Origin of the sequence: Prevotella sp. P4-98, from assembly GCF_002251405.1 — a bacterium.
Taxonomy (GTDB): domain Bacteria; phylum Bacteroidota; class Bacteroidia; order Bacteroidales; family Bacteroidaceae; genus Prevotella.
On the sequence record NZ_NPJC01000046.1, the window covers coordinates 23,630 to 49,576 of the forward strand.

Below are 25,947 nucleotides of genomic sequence, written 5' to 3' on the forward strand. Positions count from 1 at the left end.
TGTTCGACACTTTTCCGTAACACCGTCGTTTTACCTTTGCAGCAGAATAACAAAACAAACAAAAATGAAAGACAATTATTACATTATGGATGAAAAGAAAGCAGATCACATCCGCACCATAGTGGGTTGGATCAGATTGGCAATCCTCGTTGTACTCTTATATATTATAGGTACAGCTATCTGTCACGCGCAACAACGAGACAGCTTGGTAAACCTACACGGTGTGTTGCGCGGTAAATACGAGTATCAACCGGAGATGAATGCTGGACGATTTGAGGTGAGAAACGCACGAATGAGTATCAGCGGTAAACTGTCGAAACGGTCGGAATACAAACTGGAGGTCGATCTATGCGACGAATCATCCATCAAGATGAAGGACGCATGGGTAAGACTGTTGCCATGGAAACAACTGCGAGTCAGCATCGGACAACAGCGTTTGCCTTTCACCATCGACGCACACCGCAATCCTGCCAACCAGTATTTCGCCAACCGTAGCTTCATCGCCAAACAGGTGGGAGATATGCGCGACGTGGGACTGCAACTGGGATATACCTTCAAAAACAAAGAGGGACGAACTCTGGCAATTGCAGATGCGGGAATATTCAACGGTAGCAACCTCGACAACCAAAAGACTGCATGGAACAAAGACTTGAACTACTCTGCACGACTGCAATGGTTTCCAGTAGAAGGACTGGCTATCGTGCCTAGCATTCAGCATACTGCTATTGCCGACCGAAAAGCTGAATATACATCGCTTGACTTCGGCGCTTTCTACGAAACTAACGGATGGCACCTCGAAGCTGAATACCTACACAAACAATATGCACACGATGCTTTCGACGACTGTGACGCCGTGAACGCCATGGTCATCTACAAAATGCCGATAAAAAACAAGGACTGGTTCATGCAAAGCGTATCATACCTGGCTCGTTACGACTATATGGGCAACCATGCTGACGGTAAGAAAGGATTTGAACTCGATGCGGACAACAACGAAACCACACGATTGAAAATCAGCGACTATGCACGCCATCGCATGACACTGGGACTGACCTTCGGCATCCGCAACCCATACCTGCCCACAGAAATTCACCTCAACTACGAGCGGTATTGGTATCCCAACGGCGGTATTGCCAAAGAGAGTGAACAAGATAAACTGGTGGCCGAACTGATGATTAAATTCTAATCATCAACGGCCAACCAGACGTATTTACCCCAAATCTATTGGTATGATTGGCTTGATCTTGTATTTTTTGGAAGATGGATATTGTTCGGCTTTGAATGAATCATAGCATGCTATGACAATTACAAAACGGACTAAAATCACCTCATAAGAAACAAAAGACTGCAATAATCATATAGATGGTCTAATGACCGATTGGGGCTTAACCAAAAGGCGTTTGAGAGGTCATTCTACAGGACGCACCAAATGGCGCATGGCATGGCCACCCCATTGGTTGTCGTCAACATAGCGGAATCCGCAAGATAAATATAGGCGTTCGGCATTGGGATTGCCTTTATCTACAAGCAGACCAACACCAGGAAGGCCCATCTGACGTGCCCTTTCCAAGGAAGCATTGAGCAAATGGGTGGCAATGCCACGACCACGATAGGCGGGATCTACTGCCAAACTGTCGATATAAAGTTCGCCTGCCTGCGTCTCATCATCGAGATTGGAATGATCCCGATGCAGATATTCAAGGGCATAACGCACAAACTGCTGGCGCAACTCACGGAGCTCGCCGCCATCATAACACACTAACGCACCTACCACACTGTCGCCATCCATAGCCACCAGCGTGTTGCAATAACTATACTGGCTGTCTTCGCGCTCCACCAGCAACGTCATCATCGTGAGAAAATCATCAATCGTGGCACCCTCACCACAGAAGTGAAGGCAGCACTCTTCCGTCATTGCCATCATCACCAATCGTGCAATGGCTGCCGACTGCTCAATACGGGCAGGACGTATTTCTATCGTTGTTTTGTTATTCATGCAACAAAGATAGCATATTTTTTCTATAAAACAACCATCATTCCGCCGCTATCGTTGGATAATTGCAAAAATAGTCTTACTTTTGCACAAAATAACTACAACGTAACAGAAAATGGCATTAAAAGTATTACGCGACCGCATCCTCAAGGATGGAAGATGCTTCGAAGGAGGCATACTCAAAGTAGATAGGTTCATCAACCATCAGATGGACCCTTACCTGATGAAACAGATTGCTGTGGAGTTTATCAAACGCTTCGCACACAAGCCCGTCAACAAGATTATCACCATAGAGGCTTCTGGCATTGCGCCGGCTATCATGTTGGGATATATGATGGAGCTGCCTGTGGTGTTTGTCAAGAAGAAAAAACCTTCGACCATGAACGATATGTATTCCACCACCGTGACATCGTTTACCAAACAACGTGACTATACCGTTGTGATCAGCAAGGAATATCTCGGTCCGGAAGATCATGTGCTCTTCATTGACGACTTCTTGGCATACGGAAATGCTGGTAAGGGTGTGGTTGACCTATGCCGACAGGCTGGCGCTACTATAGAGGGCATGGGATTTATCATTGAAAAAGAGTTCCAACACGGAAGGGAACTGCTCCAGAAAGAGGGTATCAGTCAGATAGAGTCGATGGCGATTATTGAATCGCTCGACAACTGCGAAATACGCATCAAAAACGACTAAAACAACAATCAGCAATACCATCTTTCGGTCAAACGTCCGATTACGAGATAAAAAAAATCGCCCCATCCGCATGATTACGGATGGGGCGAACTTATAAGAAGGGGATTTCTATCATTTGCGATTGACTTTCATGATAGTGCAACAGGCCTACTCTTTGTTGGTTTCAGGTGCTGCATACTTGCGACACTCAGTAAACTTAACGCCTTGCAACAACTTCTTGATGCGCACGCGGGTATTGACAGTTACCACCTTGCCATCAACAGTACGAGTCAGAGACATGGGCTCGGTGACGGTTTCGGGGATGAAACGGATCTTCTTCTTGCGTATGTTGGTGGCAGAAAAGTCGGCTGCCTTTTCCACACAGGAAGTGGAAATGGTGGGCTTGAAGATGCCCAAGCCTTCGATGCGAACCGCATTTCCGTTGTCGAAAGACTGACGAACGGCATTCTTCAACTCCTTCAGTACGGCATAAACATCCGACTCCTTGACTGATACGTTTTGCTGGATGAGGTCGGCAAGAGTATCGGTATCGACAATAGACTTGATTACTACACGACCAAAATACTTTCCATAGGCGCTGTTCTTTGAATTGTTGTTCTTGTAAACTTCGTAATTAATGCTCATAGTGTTTTTCTTTTAAAGGTTAAACTTGTGTTTTTCTCTTGCGTGTCTGACGTCTGACTTGCGATTGCAAAGGTACAACATTTTGCAAGCGAAAGCAAATATTGTATAGCCACACTACATACCCACTTTTTTGCCATACCATATATTTTGGAACTTTAAACCCCTATTTTTTGTGCCATTTACACCTTATAAAATATAAAAGGCTATCGGTTTTAATTTTTATTCTTTTATGTTCATATAGCTCTTATAAAATGGTACAAACGGAAATAATAAGCAGAAGAAAAAGAAAAAATATATGTTGGCAACAAGATGAAGGGGACGATGCCTATGACATACGTGACATCACGACAAAAGCTGTAGTAACAGAGAAAGTGGTGACGACTGAAGAAAGACGAACTAACCGCGGCTTTCACGGTCTTTGATGATGGCGGAGAAATTGTCGATGGCCCATTGTATCATAGGACGACAGGCTTCCATAAACGAACAAGCACGTGGTGTCATGCTATATTCTGTGCGTGGTGGCACTTCAGGATATACCTTACGGATGATGAACCCATCGGCTTCAAGGTCACGCAGCGTGGTGGTAAGCATCTTTTGTGATATGTCGGGGATGGATTTTTGGAGTGCTGAAAAGCGCATAGGTTCGTGGTGTTGCAACAATTCGTGCATCACTATCAACGACCATTTTGCACCTACACGTGCCAAGATATTGCGCACGGGGCAATTGGGAAACATTTCGTTTAGAAACATTGTGGTAGTATCTTCCATAAAAACATGAACGGAGAAGATGCACGTTTATTATCTTCCCCGCCTTGGTTTTTAATTATCCTGCGTGTGTTTGCTTATTCTTCTACCACACCATCGGTAGCTGTATATTGTTCAAGAGAACCTTCTTTGGCTTGTATGCAGATATATACTAAGGGAGTATTGCCAGTATTCTTGGTACAACGGCTTACGGCCGGTGCAATTCTCACCAGACTGCCAGATGCAACGGGTTCTTCTATGCCATCAAGCGTAAATACACCTGTTCCACTAACTACGATATAGAGTTCTTCGTTTTGTTTGTGGTAGTGATTGAACGGAATAGCCTGACCGAGCGCAAGCGTTCCAAACGATACTTCCATTCCGGTAGTACCGACGATGTCTTTCACAAAGGCCTTACCTTCAAAGGTGGCGAGGTTTCCTACTGTAGCTACGGTGTAGCCATTGCCTGTTTTCTGTATTTCTGTCTGATTCATATACTTTGTATTTGTTTGGTTTGACGCTGCAAAATTACTACGTTTCTACCTTTCCCACAAGAGGACAATCAGAAGATAGTTACTTACCTTTAAGTAACTATTGTTGAGTGTCTGCAGGTTACACAAGACATATTTATGATACATTAACTTATAGCAAAATGGCGATATAAACTTGCTAACAGCGATGGCCAATGGAGTAATTACTACGAAGATGATGGTCAACGGCTCTACAATACCCATAGAAAGCATTTATAGGCGCGCTAAGCGGGCATAGCACGACTATCCTTAGGGAATACCTCATTTTCCTATAAAACGCCACACAGGCCATTTATGCAACGTGTGACAATACCATTGCACAATGGTTGATAAGATCTTTGCGCAACGGTTGGTAAAACCTTTATCCAATGGTTGCAAGATCTCTGTCAACGTTTGATAAGACTTTGACCAACGTTTTGCAATATCCTTGTCTAACGTTTTGCAATACTTTTGCCTGTGATTTGGGAAAGCGAAAAATAACGTTCGTTTAGAGGACGCTAATGCTATAAACAAGTTATTTTATTATCGGGTGGTGGATGTGTGGTCGAAGTGTGGTCGAAAACACGAGTAAATGGGCATCGACCACAACATTAAAAATATAATTGCCAAAGAATTATGGTATAGGTGTGGTCGAGTGGTCGGAAAAAACCGAAAACCGACATTTCTGTATGCGCCTTTGCACCACCCTACTGCTTGGTGGGGATGATATTTGAGGAATTTAGGATTATTGCTTATGCTAACCAACATATGGGGACGGGAAATGAAATGAACCGTATCATGTCCAATAGGGACTGATACGGTTCAAGTGATAAATTATCTAAGAATCAGATCAATCGGCAAGTTTTGCCTTGATCATCTCACGATTCAGACGTGCAATGTTGCTGATGGTCTCGTTCTTCGGGCAAACTGCTTCGCAGGCACGGGTATTGGTGCAGTTACCAAATCCGAGTTCGTCCATCTTGGCAACCATGTTCTTCACACGGCGTGCAGCCTCTACGCGACCTTGTGGAAGGAGTGCGAGCTGGCTAACCTTAGATGATACGAAGAGCATGGCAGAACCGTTCTTACAAGCGGCTACGCAAGCACCACAACCGATGCATGAAGCGCAGTCCATAGCCTCGTCGGCGTCTTCCTTCGGGATGAGGATAGCGTTGGCATCCTGAGCCTGACCGGTGCGCACGGTGGTGTATCCACCTGCCTGCATGATCTTATCGAAGGCTCCACGGTCAACCATACAGTCTTTGATAACGGGGAAGGCTGCCGAGCGCCAAGGCTCTACGGTGATAACGTCGCCGTCTTTGAAGCGGCGCATGTAAAGCTGGCAGGTGGTGGCGCCACGTTCGGTCTTACCGTGTGGTGTACCGTTGATATAGAGCGAGCACATACCGCAGATACCCTCGCGGCAGTCGTGGTCGAATACGAAAGGCTCCTGGCCTTCGTTGATGAGTTCCTCATTGAGGATATCCAGCATCTCGAGGAATGAGGTGTCATCGGGGATGTCCTTCATCTCGTGAGTATCGAAGTGGCCCTGGTCTTTGGGTCCGTTCTGACGCCAGAACTTGATGGTAAATGATATATTCATGATGCTTAGTTCTTATAGTTACGTGTTTGTACCTTGATTGCCTCATACTCCAGTGGCTCTTTGATGAGTTCGGGTTCGTTGCCTTTGCCCTTGTACTCCCAGCAACCTACATAGAAGTAATTCTCGTCGTCGCGCTTAGCTTCGCCTTCCTCGGTCTGATATTCCTCGCGGAAGTGTCCACCGCAAGATTCGTTGCGTGAAAGAGCGTCGAAAGCTACGAGTTCACCCATGGTGAAGAAGTCGCGGAGGTGGATGGCTTTGTCGAGTTCGACATTGAGTCCTTCCTTCTTACCGGGTACGAAGAGGTTGGTGTCGAACTCTTTTTCGAGCTCGTGCATCTTCTTCAAACCTTCTTTCAGTCCCTCTGCGGTGCGACCCATACCTACATATTCCCACATGATGTGGCCGAGTTCTTTATGGATTGAGTCAACTGAGCGCTTACCCTTGATATTGAGCAGACGGTCGATTTCAGCGTTGACAGCCTTCTCAGCTTCCTCAAATTCGGGAAGATCTGTGGGAACCTTTGCCCATACAGCCTGGTCGGCCAGGTAGTTCTGGATGGTGTAAGGCAATACGAAGTATCCGTCGGCCAGACCCTGCATCAATGCCGAAGCACCGAGGCGGTTTGCACCGTGGTCAGAGAAGTTACACTCACCAATGGCGAACAGACCGGGGATGGTGGTCTGCAGCTCGTAGTCAACCCAGATACCACCCATGGTATAGTGGATGGCGGGATAAATCATCATGGGCTTGTAGTACTTCACACCGTTGATTTCGTTGGCTACATCGCCAGGGAATACGTCGGTGATTTCCTCATACATATCGAAGAGGTTGCCATAACGCTGCATGATAACGTCGAGGCCGAGACGGTTGATAGACTCAGAGAAGTCAAGGAATACGGCAAGTCCGGTATTGTTTACACCGTAGCCCTTGTCGCAACGCTCCTTTGCTGCACGTGAGGCTACGTCACGGGGTACGAGGTTACCGAAGGCTGGATAGCGACGCTCAAGATAGTAGTCGCGGTCTTCCTCTGGAATTTCCCATCCCTGCTTGGTGCCAGCCTGAAGGGCTTTAGCGTCTTCAAGTTTCTTAGGAACCCAGATACGTCCATCGTTACGGAGTGACTCTGACATCAGGGTCAACTTAGACTGCTTGTCGCCGTGTACGGGGATACAGGTGGGGTGAATCTGTACGTAAGAGGGGTTTGCGAAGTATGCGCCCTTGCGGTAGCACTGTACTGCTGCGGTGCAGTTACATCCCATAGCATTGGTAGAAAGGAAGTAGGTGTTTCCGTATCCACCAGTAGCGATTACTACGGCATTGGCGGTGAAGCGCTCGAGTTCGCCGGTCACAAGGTTCTTGGCGATGATACCGCGTGCACGTCCGTCAACGATTACTACGTCTTCCATTTCATAGCGGGTGTAGAGCTTCACCTTACCAGCTTGTACTTGGCAAGAGAGTGAGCTGTAGGCACCGAGCAGAAGCTGCTGACCGGTCTGACCCTTTGCATAGAATGTACGTGATACCTGTGCACCACCGAACGAACGGTTGGCGAGCATGCCGCCGTACTCACGTGCGAAAGGTACGCCCTGAGCTACACACTGGTCGATGATATTGTTTGACACCTCTGCCAGACGATATACGTTGGCTTCGCGGGCACGGTAGTCACCGCCCTTTACGGTGTCGTAGAACAGACGATATACTGAGTCGCCGTCGTTCTGATAACATTTGGCTGCATTGATACCGCCCTGTGCTGCGATAGAGTGTGCACGACGGGGAGAATCCTGAATACAGAGGTTGATAACATTGAAACCCATCTCACCCAAAGAGGCTGCGGCAGAAGCACCGGCAAGACCGGTACCAACCACGATGACGTCGAGTTTCAGTTTATTCTTTGGGTTGACCAGACGCTGATGAGCCTTATACTCTTTCCATTTGTCGGCTACTGGTCCGGCAGGGATTTTTGAATCTATTTGTTTTGCCATAATTCAAAAGTAATTAAAGATTTGACATTAATCCTGCTCTATACTACCACAGGCTGGGAGCAAGTCCAGCAGCGAAAGCTACTACTACTGCTATGAAAGCAAGGATGAGCAGAGTCACATAGATGTTGCCGATAACGCGCCAACGGTTGAACCAAAGTTTGCCGCTGATACCGATAGTCTGCATGGCTGACCAGAATCCGTGGGTCAGGTGGAACCACAGAGCTACCAACCAAACGATGTAGAGCACTACATAGACTGGGTTCTGGAACGTGTCGATGATAAAGGCGAAACCATCTGAAGGCAGATGACCCATGGTGGTACCGATAAGCTCGGCAAACATCATGTTGTACCAGAAGTTGAACAAGTGGAGCAGCAGACCCAGTACAACGACGATTCCCAGAACGAGCATGTTCTGAGAAGCCCATTCTACCTTTGCGGGCTTTTCTGTCTCAGCATAACGCTCCGAACCACGGGCAGAACGGTTCTGTGCGGTCAGGATGAATGCATAAACAATGTGAATTACTGCCAAGGCAGCCAATCCCAAGGTAGCTACTACAGCATACCAGTTGGCACCAAGAGCTTCACAAATCCAGTTGTAAGCCTCGCCAGAGAACAGCGCAACAATGTTCATGCATCCGTGGAATGTCAGGAACAGGATCAGCGCGATACCCGTTACGGACATCACAACCTTACGACCAATTGATGAATTGATTAACCACATAAAATGTTGAAATTTAATTAATTAAATATTTGATTTTGTTGTTTATACAAAGGAACTTTGCCTCACGGCATATTCACACAATACCCACTAATAAGTAAGCTTTTGCGCTTTCTGCCGACAAAATTACTAAAAAACAATGAACCACGCAAACGTTTTCGTTAAAATCATCACAATATTATATATTATACTATGTATTGATGCGCGCTATTTCACTTCGTATTTTTGAATAATTCTATCGTTTCGTTTACATTCGGGATGCATTCGGGATGCATTCGGGATGCATTCGGGATGCATTCGGGATGCATTCGGGATGTTATCATAAGCCATACGCGGTTAGTCTGATGCAAATACGTGAAAAGCCTCAAATAATTCTGCTGTAAGTCCCAACTAAGTCCCAACTAAGTCCCATGATTTTGCGGACTACAATGGGAAAATATTGGGAGAAACAACCTACCTGCATAGTGGGGCAAACAATCTATCAAACCTATCGCCTGCTCCACAAACCACCGCTTCAGCCTTTTACTACAAAACAGAAACCAATCGTATCAGACTGCATAATATGCTTTTTTAATACTTTAGTACACTACTTGAAAACTTTTTTTGTAATTTTGCACACGGAATAATAAAACATCATTCATCTATGATTCTTCATTACGACGTACTGGTGATAGGAGGCGGACACGCTGGATGCGAGGCAGCATGCGCTTCGGCAAACATGGGAGCAAAGACTTGTCTCGTCACCATGGATATGAACAAAATAGCACAAATGTCGTGCAACCCGGCTGTGGGAGGCATTGCCAAAGGACAAATCGTGCGAGAAATAGACGCGCTCGGCGGACAGATGGGTCTCGTGACAGACGCTACTGCCATTCAGTTTCGTATGCTCAACAGAAGCAAAGGACCTGCCATGTGGAGTCCACGAGCACAATGCGACCGAGGAAAATTCATTTGGGAATGGAGAAACATACTCGACAAAACCGATAATCTCGATATTTGGCAAGACCAAGCAGACGAACTCTTGGTGGAGAAGAAATGTGCCGTAGGTGTGAAAACAATATGGGGTGTGGAACTGCGTGCCAAAGCGATCATCATCACAGCGGGCACTTTCCTCAACGGACTGATGCACATCGGACGTACCATGGTGCCGGGTGGACGTATCGCAGAACCGGCAGTTCCCCACTTTACCGAAAGTATTACCCGACACGGAATTCGTTCAGAACGCATGAAAACGGGAACTCCTGTGCGCATAGACCGCCGTTCGGTAGATTTCAACGAGATGGTAGTTCAAGAAGGAGAACACGATTTTCACCAATTTTCCTATATGGGCAAACACAGAGTGTTACCTCAACTGACCTGTTGGACTTGCAACACAAATGCTAAGGTGCACGAGATTCTGCGCTCTGGACTTAAAGACTCTCCTCTTTATAATGGACAGATTCAATCCATAGGTCCACGCTACTGCCCTTCGATAGAAACCAAGCTCGTGACGTTTGCAGACCGCGAACAGCACCCGCTGTTCCTCGAACCAGAAGGAACCGACACCAACGAAATGTATCTGAACGGCTTTTCATCATCACTCCCGATGGAGGTACAAATAGAAGCCTTGCGACAAATTCCTGCTTTCCGTAACATCAAAGTCTATCGACCTGGTTACGCCATCGAATACGACTTCTTCGACCCAACCCAACTGAAACATTCGTTGGAATCGAAAATCATATCAGGACTGTTCATGGCAGGACAGGTGAACGGAACAACAGGATACGAGGAGGCTGGCGGACAAGGTACCATTGCCGGAATCAACGCCGCTATATTCTGCACAGGAGGCGAACCGCTCGTTCTGCATCGCGACGAAGCTTATATCGGCGTACTCATCGACGACCTCGTCACAAAAGGCGTCGATGAACCCTACCGCATGTTCACATCAAGAGCAGAATACCGCATCCTACTCCGACAAGATGATGCCGACGCTCGTCTCACCGAGAAGGCTTGCCAACTCGGCGTGGCTAAAACAGACCGATTCAACTGGTGGATGGAGAAGAAACAATGCATCGAAGAAATCGAAAGATTCTGCCAAACATTCCCCATTAAACCCCGTCTCATCAACGGAGCGCTGGAGGCAATGGGTTCTACCCCACTCGTCTATGGTTGCAAACTTGAAGACTTGATCACACGACCCGAACTCAACATCGACAAACTTGAGGAGGTCATTCCCGAACTGAAAGAGCAACTCGACCGCTTACCAAACCGCAGAGAGGAAATCAAAGAGGCTGCAGAGGTACATATCAAATATAAAGGTTACATCGAGCGCGAGCGTATCGTAGCCGACAAAATGCACCGTTTGGAGAATATCCGCATCAAAGACCACTTCAATTATAACGAGCTTCAGCAATTAAGCACAGAGGCAAGACAGAAACTAACTGCAATAAACCCCGAAACACTCGCGCAAGCAAGTCGCATACCTGGCGTATCCCCCAGCGATATCAACGTGTTACTCGTGCTGTTAGGAAGATAAAGTTTCACGTGAAACAACAACAATATTAAATAAATTACACGATTATGAACAACCCAGTATTATTGGAAAATCTTCGATGCATTCCGGATTTTCCGAAGAAAGGCATTAATTTCCGCGACGTAACAACACTCTATAAGAATCCAGAGTGCATGAAGATTATGGTCGATGAAATGTATGAACTCTACAAAGAGAAGGGAATCACCAAAATTGTAGGCATCGAAAGCCGCGGTTTTGTCATGGCCGCTGCCCTCGCTACTAAACTCGGCGCAGGTGTTGTATTGGCAAGAAAACCTGGAAAACTCCCCGCTACGGTTATCAAAGAGTCTTTTTCTAAAGAGTACGGAGTAGACACCGTTGAAATGCACATCGACTCTATCGATGAAAACGACGTAGTTCTTATCCACGACGATCTACTTGCCACCGGTGGAACCGCAAAGGCAACTTTGAAACTCGTGAACCACTTCCATCCCAAGAAAGTATATATGAACTTTATCATCGAAATAACTGACGAAGGACTGCACGGACGCGATTGCCTTGAAAAGGACGTAGAAGTAACAACCTTGATGGTTATTTAAATCATTCTCACATATCCCTGTTTCACGTGAAACAACAGCAACATGACTAAAGAAGAGAACGAGGCGCGCATTGCAAGACTAAAATCTATTGTGCTGAATATGCCAGAGAAACCGGGCAGCTATCAGTACTACGACGAAAATGGCACTATAATATATGTAGGCAAAGCCAAACGCTTAAAATCGCGCGTCTCGTCCTATTTTCACACAGAAGTAGATCGTTTCAAGACTAAAGTACTTGTATCGAAGATTCACGATATAAGCTATACGGTAGTAAACACCGAAGAGGACGCGCTATTATTGGAAAATTCGCTCATTAAGAAGTATAACCCTCGATACAACGTACTGCTTAAAGACGGCAAGACCTACCCCAGCATTTGCATCACCAAAGAGTATCTTCCTCGTATTTTCAGCACGCGTACTATCAATAAGAAATGGGGAACGTATTATGGGCCATATTCTCATGTGGCTTCGATGAATGCCGTGTTGGATCTTATCAAAAAGCTCTATCATCCCCGCAGTTGCCGTTTTCCCATCACCTGGGATGGCGTAGAGCAACGTAAATATCAGGTTTGCCTGGAATACCACATGAAGAATTGCGGTGCGCCATGCATTGGTAAACAGAGTATGGAAGACTATCAACGTAACATCGAACAGGCCCGCGAGATTCTAAAAGGCAACACTCGTGAGGTTTTACGCGCCATGAAAGACGAAATGATGGCTTTGGCGGAGGAATTACGGTTTGAAGAGGCAGAAGAAGTGAAACGTCGATATTTGCTCATCGACCAATTTGTTTCGAAGAGCGAAGTAGTAAGCCATACGATTAATAATGTTGATGTACTTACGATTACTAATGACGAAAAAATTGCTTTCGTCAACTATATCCATGTAGCGAATGGCGCAATCAACCAGAGCTTCACATTTGAATATAAGAAGCGCCTGGATGAAAGCGATGAAGAATTGCTTCAATTGGCGATCGTAGAGATGCGTGAACGCTTTCAAAGCAATGCGCGGGAGATTATACTACCACAGGAAATAAACTGCAATCTGGAGGGAGTAACCATTACTGTACCACAACGCGGCGACAAGAAAACGCTTCTCGATCTTTCCCTTATGAACGGGAAACAGTATAAATTTGACCGACTAAAGCAAGCAGAAAAGTTAAATCCTGAACAGAAATCAGTACGACTGATGAAAGAAATACAGGACGCACTCCATTTGCCTAAACTTCCATATCAGATAGAATGTTTCGACAACTCCAATATTAGCGGTACAGACGCCGTGGCTGCATGCGTCGTTTTCAAGAAGGCAAAACCTTCAAAACAAGACTATCGTAAGTATAATATAAAGACTGTGGTTGGTGCAGATGACTACGCAAGCATGAAGGAAGTAGTTGGTAGGCGTTATCGTCGTCTGATAGACGAACAACAACCTCTACCTGATCTCATTATTGCCGATGGTGGAAAGGGGCAGATGGAGGTTATTCGCGAAGTCATTCAAGATGAATTGAAACTAGACATTCCTATCGCAGGATTGGCAAAAGATGACCGTCACAGAACTAATGAACTGCTCTACGGATTTCCACCAAGGGTAATTGGAATGAAGACAGACTCAGAACTGTTCCGACTTTTCACTCAAATACAAGATGAAGTGCACCGTTTTGCAATTACATTCCACCGCGACAAGCGTTCCAAGCACCAACTCCACAGCGAACTGGACGATATTAAAGGTATTGGTCCTAAAACGCGAGACAGTCTCTTGAAGGCTCTAAAAAGCGTAAAACGTATTCGCGAAGCAGACTTAAATACCCTAAATAAGATTGTGGGCGAAGCCAAAGCAAATATTATCTTTGAGCATTTCAACAAACCATAAAGCATGCACAAAAAGATCGGTCTGAGTCAATAACCATGCAGCATAAGTTAAACAAGCAAAGAAACAGTCCGAAAAACGCTTTAATTTGCCGCTCAGAGACAACGAGCAACATATATAGAGAGTTTATCCACAATAATAATCAAACGGCTTTAGATAAAAAAAACATATTCATTAACAAAAAAACACAACCAAAGTAATAGTTAAACAAACCTATCATTTTAAAAACCTTTATTATAATAGTAAGGAGTAAGACAACGCTTACTTGATATATCGCTCACTTAATCGTACCTCTGCGACTACATCGCTTAGGTAGAGACATTCGGAAATAAAAAAGAAAATGAGTTTTTCTTTTGTATTTCGCTCACTTAATCGTACCTCTGCGACTACGTCGCTTAGGTACTAACATTCGGAAATACAAAAGAAAATGGGATTTTCTTTTGTATTTCGCTCACTTAATCGTACCTTTGTAGCATGAGAGTAGTAATACAACGCGTACAGCATGCCAGCGTAACAATAGAAGGCACGTTACATTCCAAAATTGGTAAAGGTTATCTTATCCTATTAGGAGTGTGTGAAGAAGATACTTCTGAAGACGTGGAATGGTTGGTAAAAAAGATAGTAGGCCTAAGAGTCTTTGAAGATGAAAACGGAGTGATGAATCGTTCTATTATGGAAGAAGATGGTGAAGCACTCGTAGTAAGCCAGTTTACACTATATGCAAGCTATAAGAAAGGCAACCGGCCATCGTGGTTTCGTGCAGCCAGTCACGAGATTTCCATACCTCTATACGAGGAATTTTGCAGTAAGTTAAGTGAAGCGATGAACAAGCCTGTTGGCACAGGAGAATTTGGGGCAGACATGAAAGTGGAACTCTTGAACGATGGTCCTGTTACCATCTGCATGGACACCAAAAACAAGGAATAGCTAACAAATAGAAACAGATAAGCTTGATGATTAAAAGGTTTTTAACCGAAGAAAAGTGGTCAACTATAGCCTATATCTTAAACATAGTGGGCTTAGTGATGATATTCACACGAAAATCATGGGATACATACAACCCATGGTATGGTTTAATAGGAGGGCTATTGATTGTGTTAGGCTTTAGCATCAACACATACATAGATTTCCCCCACCCTTTTCGTCAAGCAGAAACATCTAAAAAATTTGGGATTATATTTCGAATTTGCGCAATAATAGTACTCATCATCTTGCTTATCTATACAATATTTGAAGAACAGGCAGAACGATCTTTGAACATGTAAATACTTCTAAATAATGACTATAAAAGAAGCTCAAGAAACAGTTGACAATTGGATCAAAGAATACGGAGTACGTTATTTCTCCGAACTTACCAATATGGCTTGCCTAACAGAAGAGGTAGGTGAGCTGGCTCGTATCATAGCCAGGAAATATGGCGATCAGAGTTTCAAAGAAGGTGAAAAGTGTGACCTTAGCGACGAGATGGCCGATGTGTTATGGGTGTTACTGTGCCTTGCCAACCAAACAGGTGTGGACCTTACAGAAGCATTGGCACGTAACCTTGCAAAGAAAACACAACGCGACGCCACACGCCACATCAACAATCCAAAGTTGAAGTAATAACTAAAAGTCATTGCCCCACCCCTCCCAAGGGGCAATATTTCATTTACAAATAAAAAAACAACAATAAAAAAAGAACATTATGGCAGAGAAACTGAACAACCAACAAGACGAGAACAAGTACGAAAAAGCTTTGAGTCTCTATAATTGTGAAGTATCCGACGAAGAAGTGCGTGACGCAGTCCGCAAGATTATCGCAGAGAAAGTTCATGAAAACGACAACCTTGAGGTGAAAAAATTCCTCATGGGTAGTGTTGAACTTACAACGTTGAAGACCACCGATTCAGAGGATAGTGTACTTGCATTTACCGAGCGCGTCAACCAGTTTGACGAGCAATATCCAGAACTACCCCATGTAGCCACTATTTGTGTCTATCCATGTTTTGCTAAAACAGTTAGCGAAACACTTGAAGTTGATGGAGTAGAGATTGCCTGCGTGAGCGGCAGTTTCCCCTCATCACAGGCACTTATCGAGGTAAAGGTAGCAGAGACTGCCCTTGCAATAAAGGATGGTGCAACAGAGATAGATATTGTCATGCCAGTAGGAAAATTCCTAAGTGGCAACTATGAAGAAGTGGCAGATGAAATCTCCGAACTGAAGAATGTATGTGGAGAGAAGAAGATGAAGGTAATTCTTGAAACTGGATGCTTGAAAACAGCAGCCAATATTAAGAAGGCCTCTATCCTTTCTATGTATGCAGGAGCAGATTATATCAAGACCTCAACAGGAAAGTTAGAACCCGCAGCAACCCCGGAAGCTGCTTATGTCATGTGTCAAGCTATCAAGGAATATTATGATAAGACAGGCATCCAGATAGGTTTCAAGCCTGCTGGCGGTCTCAATACCGTCATGGACGCCATCACGATGTACACTATAGTCAAGGAAGTTTTGGGTGAAAAATGGCTCACCAACCAATGGTTCCGTATGGGCACATCACGCCTTGCCAACCTGCTTTTGAGCGAGGTGGTAGGTCATGAGACCAAGTTCTTCTAAAGGCGACGCTCTATCACGTAGTCAACATAGGCAGTCAAGGCATCCTTGACTGTCTTTTCTTTTACGCTATTGTTGATGTAAGACATACATATCTTACTCATTTCCAACATCTTTTGTTCAGCATATTCAATACCGCCGTTATTCTTCGCAAATTCTACCAGTACCGCAATTTCATCCTTATTGACTGTGCCTTCTTTTACTTTACGTGCCAAAGTCAGCATCGACTCCATTGGCGTATGATTAAGTGCATATATTACAGGAAGCGTTAGCTTACCTTCCATCATATCGTTTCCTGTGGGCTTGCCAATTTCTTTAGAATCATAATAATCAAATATATCATCTCTGATTTGGAACATAACACCCAAAGTCTGTCCAAATTCGCCAGCTTTTTCTATTTCTTCATCGGATGCACCAGTAGATAAGGCACCGATTACGCAACATGCTTCAAAGAGCGCAGCCGTTTTCTGTTTGATAACCTGATAATAAACTTCCTCGCTAATCTCCTGATTTTGAATGTTCGACAGTTGAAGTATTTCACCTGCAGCAAGTGTCCGTCCGAGTTCAGAGAGGTTCTGCACAATACGTTTATTACCTGTTTTAGCAACATTGAGCAACGCAGTAGAAAGTATAAAATCACCCACAAGTACAGCTACCTTATTATTATAAGTAGCATTAACCGATGCCTGTCCGCGTCGTTCATCACTTTCATCCACCACATCATCATGCACAAGAGAAGCAGTATGCAGTAGCTCAAGACCTACAGCAGCATGCTGGGTCTCTACCGATACCTGCCCATAGTTCTTCGCTACGAGTAAAGTCAACATAGGTCTCATACGTTTTCCACCTCGTTGTCTGATGTGATCCAACACTTGAGAAAGCAAAGCTTCATCATGTTTGAGATTACTATTCATCAACTCAATAAAATCGTTGAGTTCCTTCTCTATTGGGTGCTTAATAAGTGATAAATGATCCATAATCGCAGAAATTTAATGCAAAAATAGTGAAAATCTCGCAGTAATGAGAAATTATTTAGTAATTTTACGCAGAAAATAGAAAATGTTATGAATAAACTATTCCTTTTAGACGCTTACGCACTGATATACCGTTCATATTACGCCTTTATCAAGAACCCGCGTATCAATTCCAAGGGGCTGAATACTTCAGCAATCGTAGGGTTTGTAAACACCCTCCAGGAAGTACTTACGAAAGAGCAACCCACACACATTGGCGTGGCATTTGACCCTCATGGACCCACATTTCGCAGCGAAGCATTCCCAGAATACAAAGCGCAACGTGAGGCAACTCCAGAAGACATCCGCAAGTCTGTTCCTATCATCAAAGACCTCTTGCGTGCATGGAACATATCCATCCTTGAAGTTGATGGCTATGAAGCTGATGATGTGATAGGTACTTTGGCCACAAAGGCAGGCGAGTTGGGTGTTGACACCTATATGCTCACGCCCGATAAGGACTATGGCCAATTGGTGACAGAACACGTGCACATCTATCGTCCGCGACATGGCGGTGGTTATGAAGTAATGGGACCAGAAGAAGTGAAAGCCAAATACAACATCCCCTCACCTACTGCTGTCATCGACTTGCTCGCCTTAATGGGCGATGCAGCCGACAACTTTCCAGGTTGCCCAGGTGTTGGAGAAAAGACAGCAGCCAAACTCATCGGCCAATTTGGAAACATCGACCAGCTCCTTGCCCATACCTCAGAACTGAAAGGTGCATTGAAGACAAAAATCGAAAACCACGTCGATGACATCCGCCTATCACTTTTCCTCGCCACAATCAAAACCGATGTTCCCGTCGAACTCAACCTTGACGAATTGAAGGTGAGTCACCCCAATGAGGAAGAACTGGGTCGTTTACTCGAAGAATTAGAGTTTAAGAGCCTTGCCAACAAGATTCTTAAAAAATCTAAAAATACTCAAACATCTGCTAATCCTCAGCTCTCTCTCTTTGCAGAATTTGCGCCCGAGAGTGCGGAAAGCTCAAAATTTTCGAGTTTTGAGAGCTTAAAAACCACTCCTCACAAGTATCATCTTGTTGATAATGAGGAAGAAATGCAACGCATTTGTGACTATTTTAGGACAGTTGAAATTGTCAGTCTAGACACAGAGACCACTTCGACAACAGCAATAGACGCAGAACTCGTAGGTTTGAGCTTTGCGACAAAGGAACACGAAGCGTATTACGTACCAGTGCCAGCAGATAGAGCCGAAGCACAAAAAGTAGTTGAAATTTTCCGCCCGATCTATGAGAGCGACAAAATAGTAAAGGTTGGACAAAATCTAAAATACGATTTGGAAGTGTTGCGCAACTATGACATTCATCTGCAAGGTCCGATGTTCGACACCATGATAGCCCATTATCTTCTCCAACCCGAACTGCACCACAACATGGACTACATGGCAGAAGCATATCTCCACTACCAAACCATCCACATCGACGAACTGATAGGACCGAAAGGAAAAAAGCAACGTTCGATGCGCGACCTCACTCCCGAACAGGTCTATGAATATGCTGCCGAGGATGCAGACATTACTCTTCAACTGAAAAACCATCTTGAGCCACAACTCAAAGAATATGGTGCTGACCGCCTGTTCTACGATATCGAGATGCCATTGATGCCTGTATTGGCAGAAATGGAAATGAATGGTGTATGTATTGATGCGTCATCATTGGCTGATACCTCATTACAACTTACCGAACGCATAAACACTATAGAACAAGAGATCTATACCTTGGCAGGCGAAACATTCAACATTGCCTCCCCCAAACAAGTTGGCGATGTGCTGTTTGGTAAACTGAAGATTGTTGAAAAACCCAAGAAAACCAAGACCGGACAGTATGTCACAAGTGAAGAAGTGCTCCAACAGTTACGCCACAAACACGAGATAGTAGATAAGATTCTGCAACATCGTGGATTGAAGAAACTCTTGGGCACCTATATCGATGCACTCCCCCGACTCATCAATCCCCGTACCGGCCACATCCACACCTCATTCAACCAGACAATCACAGCCACCGGACGCCTTTCGTCAAGCGATCCCAACTTACAAAACATACCTGTGCGAGGTGAAGATGGCAAAGAAATCCGTAAAGCATTCATCCCCGAACCTGGATGCCTTTTCTTCTCTGCCGACTATAGTCAGATTGAACTACGTGTCATGGCACATCTAAGTGGGGATGAAAACATGATTCGGGTATTCCGCGAAGGCAAGGACCTGCATGCTGCCACAGCTGCCAACATCTATAAAAAAGATATCAACGAGGTTACTCGCGATGAGCGCGCCAAGTCTAAGCGCGCCAATTTCGGAATTATCTACGGCATCACCGTGTTTGGTCTTGCCGAGCGTCTTGACATCGACCGTAGTGAGGCTAAACAACTGATAGACGGATACTTTGATACTTTCCCACAAGTGCATGACTATATGGAGAAGGCCAAAGCGCTGGCTCACGAACAAGGTTATGTCACTACCCTGTTTGGCCGTCGCCGCTATTTGCCCGACATCAATAGTGCCAATGCCGTGGTGCGCGGATTTGCCGAGCGCAATGCCATCAACGCTCCTATACAGGGAACTGCAGCCGACATCATTAAGGTAGCAATGATACGCATCTTCCAACGTTTCCAACAGGAAGGCATCCGCAGCAAGATGATTCTCCAGGTACACGACGAACTCAACTTCTCTGTCTATCCTGAAGAGCGTGCGCAAGTGGAGCGCATCGTACTCGAAGAGATGCAAGGAGCCATCAAACTCCATGTTCCATTGGTAGCCGACAGCGGTTGGGGAGCCAACTGGTTTGAGGCCCACTAAACATCAGGCAAGAATCAATAGAACTCTAAACATTATTCTATAAAACAACAAACAAAATGAAAAGGAAACAACTCTTTCTGACCGTCACTACCCTATTGGTATGTTTGACCCTTACTGCAATGTTCACATCTTGCGGAGACGATGACTCAAAAACAGATGATTCGCAAAGCTGGATTTGCGGCAAATGGGATGTGAGCGTCGATGTCACCAACTACGAGAACAACAAGGTTGTTGAACACCGAACCGACAGAAAAGGTACAGCCAAGTTTGAAAGAAACGGCACCCTCAGTGGCTTTGAAGATTTCACGAAATGGAAACTTACCGCCAACACCCTGACCGTTAGCGGTTCGAAAGGTAACGTAAGCGAGAAAACTTTCAATATCTCAACAGATGCAAACTATCAAATCTTCACTTTCACCGAAGAGATAGAAACACTAAAGACAAATGACAGCACTTCTGCCAACGGCAAGATAGAAAAGAAATGCATCAAAGTGTATGTCTTCCGAAAAGACTACACTTACAGTTCTAACAAACAATAAGACCCAATCCATCGCCCGATGTGGATTCAACATCCTATCGGGCGATTATTTTATATCGGTCATAATTCCCACGAAAGTATATCCGCAAAACTTATATCTATTCGATGTGCTCAGAAATAAAACAGATCGATATTCTTTTAATAACGCTTTGACATGGTTTTCCAGACGTTTGGCAAAACGTATTGTCCAACGTTTGGTAAGGGTATTTCCTAAGGTTTGGCAAAGATATCGTCTAACGTTTGAAAAAGGTCTTTTCAAAGTTTGACAAAGGTGTTATCCAACATTTGACAAAAGTATTATCCAACATTTGACAAAAGTATTATCCAACGTTTGATAAGAGTATTATCCAACGTTTGATAAAGGTATTATCCAACGTTTGATAAAGGTGTTATCCAACGTTTGATAAAAGTATTATCAAGGTCTGAAAAAACGCTGATAAACTATAGTAAACCCATTTATACATCAATCGCTTAGCTGGTCCGTGTTGATGATAGATGGCAATCCGGTGGTCGATGTGTGGTCGAACTTTCAGACATCGACCACCACTTAAAGTTCTAATATACTGCACGTTATACTATAGGTGTGGTCGAGTGGTCGAAATTTTCTGAAAACTAAAATAACTGCGTGCTGAGGTAGTAATACTTTCTTGGACGACACGGATTTACAATGATGCCCACAAAGCAACCTTGCTGCCGTCAATAGAAAACATGCTTATTATCAACCGACAACACATTTATTCGCCATGAAAATCAGCACAATAAGTGAAAGAAAAGGTATAAATGGAAATTTTGAACATTATGTAGTAATTTATGAATAGTATGATGTGATGGAAAAGTCGTAACTTTGCGCTCGATTAATTATAGTTTAGAATATCAGAAGAAATATTTCAAGCATAAGAAGATGAAAAAAGTATTGTTTTTTTGTATCGCTCTCTGTGCAATCACAATGGTCAAAGCACAGGAGACCCTTACGCTGAACCAGTGTTTGCAAATGGCGATAGACAACAATCTCTCGTTGAAAATCAGTCGAAATGAGGTTGCAAAAGGTAAACAAACCATTAGCGAAAACCGCGCCAAACTGTATCCACAGATCAATGCAGTGGCACAGCTCAACGACAACTTCACTCCACCAGTATCTGTCACCGATGGTTCGGCATATGGTAAATCCTACAATGTGACCAAAACCCTACAATACAATGCCTCAGCAGGTTTACAATTACAGATGCCCCTCTACAACCAAATGGTGCTTACAGCTATCGACATTTCCAAAACTGTTGACCATCTGAACCAGCTCTCTTATGAGAAAGCACGCGAAGATCTCATCGTGCAGACCGCCAAAGCCTATTATATGGCACAAAACACATTAGAGCAAATTCGCTTGGTGAACGATAATATCAAGCGTTTGGAAGAGTTGCGCGACATCACCCAAGCATTCTACGACAACCAGATGAGCCTTGAAGTAGATTTGAAGCGCGTCAACCTCAATATCGAGAACCTCACCGTGCAGCGCGACAATGCCGTTGCCATGCTCGATCAGCAATATACCATGCTAAAATATGTCATCGACTATCCTGCCGACAAGGCCATCCAAGTGACCGACATGGAGCCTGCCAAGATAGAGGAAGTGAAGGCCAACGGCCTCAATACCGGCCTCTACGAACTGCAACTGCTTGAGAAGAAAAAGGAATTGACCAAGAAGCAAACCAAGCTTGCCAAAGACGGCTATCTTCCCACACTAAGCCTTACCGGCAGTCTGATGTACTCAGCTTTCACCGATAAGTTTGAACATTGGTTCCATTCGGGCGATTCCAACCATTGGTATGGCTCCAACGGTTTAGGCCTTCAGGTGCGCGTTCCCATCTTCGACGGTTTTGAGAAACGCTCTAAAATCAGACGTGCCAAGATAGAAGAAGACAATGCACGTATCGGCTATGAAAATGCCCTGAAAGGCATGCAGGCCAACTATATCAATGCTGTCAGCGAAGTAAACAACTGCCAACGCAACTACAAAAAGCAGTCAGACAATTATCTTTTGGCACAAGATGTATATAGCGTGACCGCCGACCAATATAAAGAAGGCGTCAGTTCGATGACCGCAGTACTCCAAGACGAGATGCGTATGAGCGAAGCCATGAATAATTATCTTACAGCCTGCTATAGCTATAAGATAGCCAACCTGTCACTTCTCAAACTCACCGGTCAACTGGACCAAGTGAAATAAAGCCATTTTCAAACTATATTATCATACAATAACAACGAACAAAACAAAACGAAGATATGGAAAACAAGGAAAACAAAGAAAATAAAGAAATGGAAAACGTAGAAACAGTACAGGAAGAAAATGCCAAGGAGTTTAAGAAGCTCAGAGGCCGTCGCCTCGTAGTCAGTCTTATCGGCATTGCCATTCTTGCCTATGGTCTATGGAAAATCGGCTGTCTCTTCTTCGATTACTCTTCCAATGAGTCGAGCAACGATGCCCAGATAGAGCAGTATATCTCTCCCGTTAACCTCCGTGCATCAGGCTACATAGCCAAAGTTTGTTTCAGAGAGCATCAAGAAGTGCATAAAGGCGACACCCTGCTCATTCTCGACGACCGAGAATACCGCATCCGTCTGATGGAGGCAGAGGCTGCGCTGAAGGATGCTTTGGCTGGCGCCAACGTCAACGATGCCACCAAGCAAACCACCGAGACCTCGGCATCTATCTATTCTGCCTCTATCGATGAGATAGAAGTGCGCCTCGCCAAACTTGCCAAAGACTGCGAACGCTACCGCAATTTGGTGGCCAAGAAAGCCGCAACCCCAATCCAACTGGAACAACTGGAAGTGGAATATGCCGCCACGAAAAAGAAACTCGAAGCCGTCAAGAAGCAACAAGCTGCTGCTTATAAAGGCGTCAACGAGGTGACCACTCGCAAGCAAAACGTTGCAGCCGCCATCGAGCGTGCTCAGGCAGCAGTTGAAATGGCCAAGTTAAACCTCTCCTACTGTGTTGTTGTGGCCCCTTGCAACGGTAAATTGGGACGCCGATCTATTGAGGAAGGCCAGATGGTCAATGCAGGAACCACCATCACCTATATTGTCCCCGACAATCAGAAATGGGTGGTAGCCAATTTCAAGGAGACCCAGATAGAGCACCTCTACGTAGGTCAGAAGGTGCGTATCAGCGTAGATGCTATGCACGACAAGGAGTTTGAAGGCACCGTTACCGCCATTTCCGGTGCCACAGGCGCTAAGTATTCACTTGTTCCTACCGACAATTCTGCCGGCAACTTCGTAAAGATTCAGCAGCGCGTGCCAGTACGCATCGACTTCACCAATATCAGCAAAGAGGACAATGCCCGCCTTGCCGCAGGTATGATGGTAATCGTCAAAGCCCAGAGAAAATAGTAAGATGTCGGAAAAGTATAAGAATTATCCGTTTTACAGTTGGGTGCCGAAACCACTTGGCATCATCTTTATGATCATCCTCTTCGTACCGATGATCACTATGGGTGGTGTCTATGCCGCCAACAGCGGTGAGATGATGAGCGGACTCGGCATCCAGTCGGAGTATATCGTCTTTGCCAGCTTCTGCACCTCAATAGGTATGGCAGCATTTTCGCCATTCTTCTATGACTTAGTGTGTATCCGACGAGAGAAGATGATGTGTATCGTAGGCTTCTCCATTCTCTTTCTGCTGAGTTATGTCTGTGCTATGACCGAATCGCTTTTCATTCTCGGTTTGTGCAGTCTGCTCATGGGTTTTGTGCGCCAAACGCTATTGATGGCCCATCTCTTCGTACTCATCAAGTATGCTTTCGGCATAGAAGCCACACGTAATCTCACACCAGGTTGTGAACCTACAACAGAGGAAGGTTGGGATGCTGCAGATAGCGAAAAGATGGTATCACAACCGGTCATCTACCTTTTCTTTATGATTATCGGACAACTCGGAACATGGCTTACAGCTTGGTTGGCCTACGCTTACGAGTGGCAGTATGTCTATCATTTCATGATGGCATTTATGCTTGCAGGCATCATCATCGTATTCTTCACCATGCCCTATCATGAATATGCACTGCCAAAATTCCCCATATCCTTTTCAAAGTTTGGCAATGTCACGGTGTTCAGCGTTATGCTTTGCTCGTTTGTCTATGTCATGGTGTTTGGCAAAACATTAGACTGGTTTGACGACAAATCCATCTGCCTCTCCACACTGATATGCATCGTCTTTACGGGGTTGTTTATCTATTTGGAAGCCTCACGCCGATCACCTTATTTCATCATGGAGGTATTTAAAGTAAGGGTCGTCAACTATGGTATCATGCTGTTCTTTCTGCTGATGTTATGTAATTCAAGCAGTATGTTCGTCAATGTGTTCACCAATGTCAGCATGAAGATAGACAACTGGCAGAATGCCACTTTGGGCAATTGGGTAATGGTGGGCTATACCGTTGGACTCATCTTTGCCATTATAGCCAGAGCCAAAAACGTCCACTTGAAATGGATGTATGCCCTTGGATTTGTATTTATCGGTGCATACGCCCTCTTCATGTATTTCGAGGTTCAAAACGATGGAATGTATGAACGCATGAAGTGGCCCGTCATTATCCGCTCCACCGGAATGATGTTGCTCTATTCACTGATATCCACTATTGCCAACCAACGCATGCCCTATCGATTTATGTCCACCTGGGTATGTATCATGCTCACCGTGCGTATGGTCATTGCACCAAGTATCGGTTCTGCACTCTATAGTAATGTACTTCAGCATCGTCAACAGTATTATGTCACACGCTTCGCACAGGATTTCGATCGCACCAGTATCGAGACTGCCACCACCTACGACCAAACAATTCGGGGCATGCAGCATCAAGGCAAGAACGAGACCGAAGCACAACACATGGCAGCCATGAGCGTCAAGGGTAAGATTCAGGTGCAAGCCACGCTGACCACCATTAAGGAGATGGCCGGCTGGACTTTCTATGGGTGTATGGCCTGTGCGCTACTGATGCTTATCATCCCTTGGCGCAAGCGCAATCTGAAGGAACTCACTCGCGAATATTTGCTCAAGAATGTAGATGTCAGTTCACTTGGGGCAAAATAAGAGTGGGGCAAAATATCAAAAAAAGCAAGACTTTCATCGGGAAAGAATGATATTTTTGTTATCTTTGC

21 protein-coding genes are annotated in these 25,947 nt (G+C 44.8%); 13 read left to right on the forward strand and 8 right to left on the reverse strand.

The window, feature by feature from the left end:
• Positions 1 to 64 precede the first annotated feature (64 nt).
• Positions 65 to 1,186 (forward strand): porin, encoded by a 1,122-nt coding sequence (locus tag CIK96_RS06550; protein ID WP_094440101.1) that lies wholly within the window; start codon positions 65 to 67, stop codon positions 1,184 to 1,186.
• Between the two features lie 222 nt (positions 1,187 to 1,408).
• On the opposite strand, the gene CIK96_RS06555 is transcribed toward CIK96_RS06550, so the two are convergent.
• A complete protein-coding gene (locus CIK96_RS06555) occupies positions 1,409 to 1,996 on the reverse strand; it encodes a GNAT family N-acetyltransferase (RefSeq protein ID WP_094440102.1) in 588 nt (195 codons plus the stop codon).
• 112 nt (positions 1,997 to 2,108) lie between these two features.
• Between CIK96_RS06555 and xpt the strand changes: the two genes are divergently transcribed.
• Positions 2,109 to 2,690: a xanthine phosphoribosyltransferase gene (gene xpt, locus CIK96_RS06560; protein WP_094434844.1), complete on the forward strand. Its 582-nt coding sequence runs from the start codon at positions 2,109 to 2,111 to the stop codon at positions 2,688 to 2,690.
• A gap of 147 nt (positions 2,691 to 2,837) precedes the next feature.
• Here xpt and CIK96_RS06565 read toward each other — a convergent pair whose 3' ends face one another.
• The 6 genes from CIK96_RS06565 to CIK96_RS06590 all read right to left on the reverse strand — a co-directional run bounded on the left by CIK96_RS06565 (position 2,838) and on the right by CIK96_RS06590 (position 8,876).
• Complete coding sequence (locus CIK96_RS06565) at positions 2,838 to 3,314, reverse strand: HU family DNA-binding protein (protein WP_094391555.1); 477 nt, start codon at positions 3,312 to 3,314, stop codon at positions 2,838 to 2,840.
• 396 nt (positions 3,315 to 3,710) lie between these two features.
• A complete protein-coding gene (locus tag CIK96_RS06570) occupies positions 3,711 to 4,064 on the reverse strand; it encodes a helix-turn-helix domain-containing protein (protein WP_254046681.1) in 354 nt (117 codons plus the stop codon).
• 92 nt (positions 4,065 to 4,156) lie between these two features.
• Positions 4,157 to 4,552: a cupin domain-containing protein gene (locus CIK96_RS06575; protein ID WP_094440103.1), complete on the reverse strand. Its 396-nt coding sequence runs from the start codon at positions 4,550 to 4,552 to the stop codon at positions 4,157 to 4,159.
• An 865-nt stretch (positions 4,553 to 5,417) separates the two neighbouring features.
• Positions 5,418 to 6,170: a succinate dehydrogenase/fumarate reductase iron-sulfur subunit gene (locus tag CIK96_RS06580; protein ID WP_094391558.1), complete on the reverse strand. Its 753-nt coding sequence runs from the start codon at positions 6,168 to 6,170 to the stop codon at positions 5,418 to 5,420.
• 5 nt (positions 6,171 to 6,175) lie between these two features.
• On the reverse strand, positions 6,176 to 8,155 hold the full coding sequence (locus CIK96_RS06585) for a fumarate reductase/succinate dehydrogenase flavoprotein subunit (protein ID WP_094391559.1): 1,980 nt from the start codon (positions 8,153 to 8,155) through the stop codon (positions 6,176 to 6,178).
• A gap of 43 nt (positions 8,156 to 8,198) precedes the next feature.
• Positions 8,199 to 8,876: a succinate dehydrogenase/fumarate reductase cytochrome b subunit gene (locus CIK96_RS06590; RefSeq protein WP_094391560.1), complete on the reverse strand. Its 678-nt coding sequence runs from the start codon at positions 8,874 to 8,876 to the stop codon at positions 8,199 to 8,201.
• 640 nt (positions 8,877 to 9,516) lie between these two features.
• Between CIK96_RS06590 and mnmG the strand changes: the two genes are divergently transcribed.
• The 6 genes from mnmG to deoC all read left to right on the forward strand — a co-directional run bounded on the left by mnmG (position 9,517) and on the right by deoC (position 16,425).
• Complete coding sequence (gene mnmG / locus CIK96_RS06595) at positions 9,517 to 11,388, forward strand: tRNA uridine-5-carboxymethylaminomethyl(34) synthesis enzyme MnmG (RefSeq protein WP_094440104.1); 1,872 nt, start codon at positions 9,517 to 9,519, stop codon at positions 11,386 to 11,388.
• Positions 11,389 to 11,432: 44 nt separating this feature from the next.
• Entirely contained in the window at positions 11,433 to 11,963 is a 531-nt protein-coding gene (locus CIK96_RS06600; RefSeq protein ID WP_094389978.1) for an adenine phosphoribosyltransferase, read from the forward strand.
• Between the two features lie 42 nt (positions 11,964 to 12,005).
• Positions 12,006 to 13,832: an excinuclease ABC subunit UvrC gene (uvrC, locus tag CIK96_RS06605; protein ID WP_094440105.1), complete on the forward strand. Its 1,827-nt coding sequence runs from the start codon at positions 12,006 to 12,008 to the stop codon at positions 13,830 to 13,832.
• A 471-nt stretch (positions 13,833 to 14,303) separates the two neighbouring features.
• Complete coding sequence (dtd, locus tag CIK96_RS06610; protein ID WP_094434852.1) at positions 14,304 to 14,756, forward strand: D-aminoacyl-tRNA deacylase; 453 nt, start codon at positions 14,304 to 14,306, stop codon at positions 14,754 to 14,756.
• Positions 14,757 to 15,107: 351 nt separating this feature from the next.
• Positions 15,108 to 15,431, forward strand: coding sequence for a nucleotide pyrophosphohydrolase (locus tag CIK96_RS06620; protein WP_094389982.1), 324 nt, complete (start codon positions 15,108 to 15,110; stop codon positions 15,429 to 15,431).
• Positions 15,432 to 15,513: 82 nt separating this feature from the next.
• A complete protein-coding gene (deoC, locus tag CIK96_RS06625) occupies positions 15,514 to 16,425 on the forward strand; it encodes a deoxyribose-phosphate aldolase (protein ID WP_094440107.1) in 912 nt (303 codons plus the stop codon).
• Here deoC and CIK96_RS06630 read toward each other — a convergent pair.
• On the reverse strand, positions 16,422 to 17,399 hold the full coding sequence (locus tag CIK96_RS06630; RefSeq protein WP_094440108.1) for a polyprenyl synthetase family protein: 978 nt from the start codon (positions 17,397 to 17,399) through the stop codon (positions 16,422 to 16,424). The two genes, deoC and CIK96_RS06630, sit on opposite strands and share 4 nt — an antisense overlap.
• Before the next feature lie 87 nt (positions 17,400 to 17,486).
• On the opposite strand from CIK96_RS06630, the gene polA reads away from it, so the two are divergent.
• The 5 genes from polA (at position 17,487) to CIK96_RS06655 (ending at position 25,879) form a co-directional block, all read left to right on the forward strand.
• Positions 17,487 to 20,252 (forward strand): DNA polymerase I, encoded by a 2,766-nt coding sequence (polA, locus tag CIK96_RS06635; RefSeq protein ID WP_094440109.1) that lies wholly within the window; start codon positions 17,487 to 17,489, stop codon positions 20,250 to 20,252.
• Positions 20,253 to 20,308: 56 nt separating this feature from the next.
• Positions 20,309 to 20,791, forward strand: coding sequence for a hypothetical protein (locus tag CIK96_RS06640; protein WP_144007336.1), 483 nt, complete (start codon positions 20,309 to 20,311; stop codon positions 20,789 to 20,791).
• A 900-nt stretch (positions 20,792 to 21,691) separates the two neighbouring features.
• On the forward strand, positions 21,692 to 23,011 hold the full coding sequence (locus CIK96_RS06645) for a TolC family protein (RefSeq protein WP_094389987.1): 1,320 nt from the start codon (positions 21,692 to 21,694) through the stop codon (positions 23,009 to 23,011).
• A 56-nt stretch (positions 23,012 to 23,067) separates the two neighbouring features.
• Positions 23,068 to 24,180, forward strand: coding sequence for an HlyD family secretion protein (locus CIK96_RS06650; protein WP_094440110.1), 1,113 nt, complete (start codon positions 23,068 to 23,070; stop codon positions 24,178 to 24,180).
• A gap of 4 nt (positions 24,181 to 24,184) precedes the next feature.
• Positions 24,185 to 25,879, forward strand: a complete 1,695-nt coding sequence (locus CIK96_RS06655) for an MFS transporter (RefSeq protein WP_094389989.1) — start codon at positions 24,185 to 24,187, stop codon at positions 25,877 to 25,879.
• Positions 25,880 to 25,947: the final 68 nt, after the last annotated feature.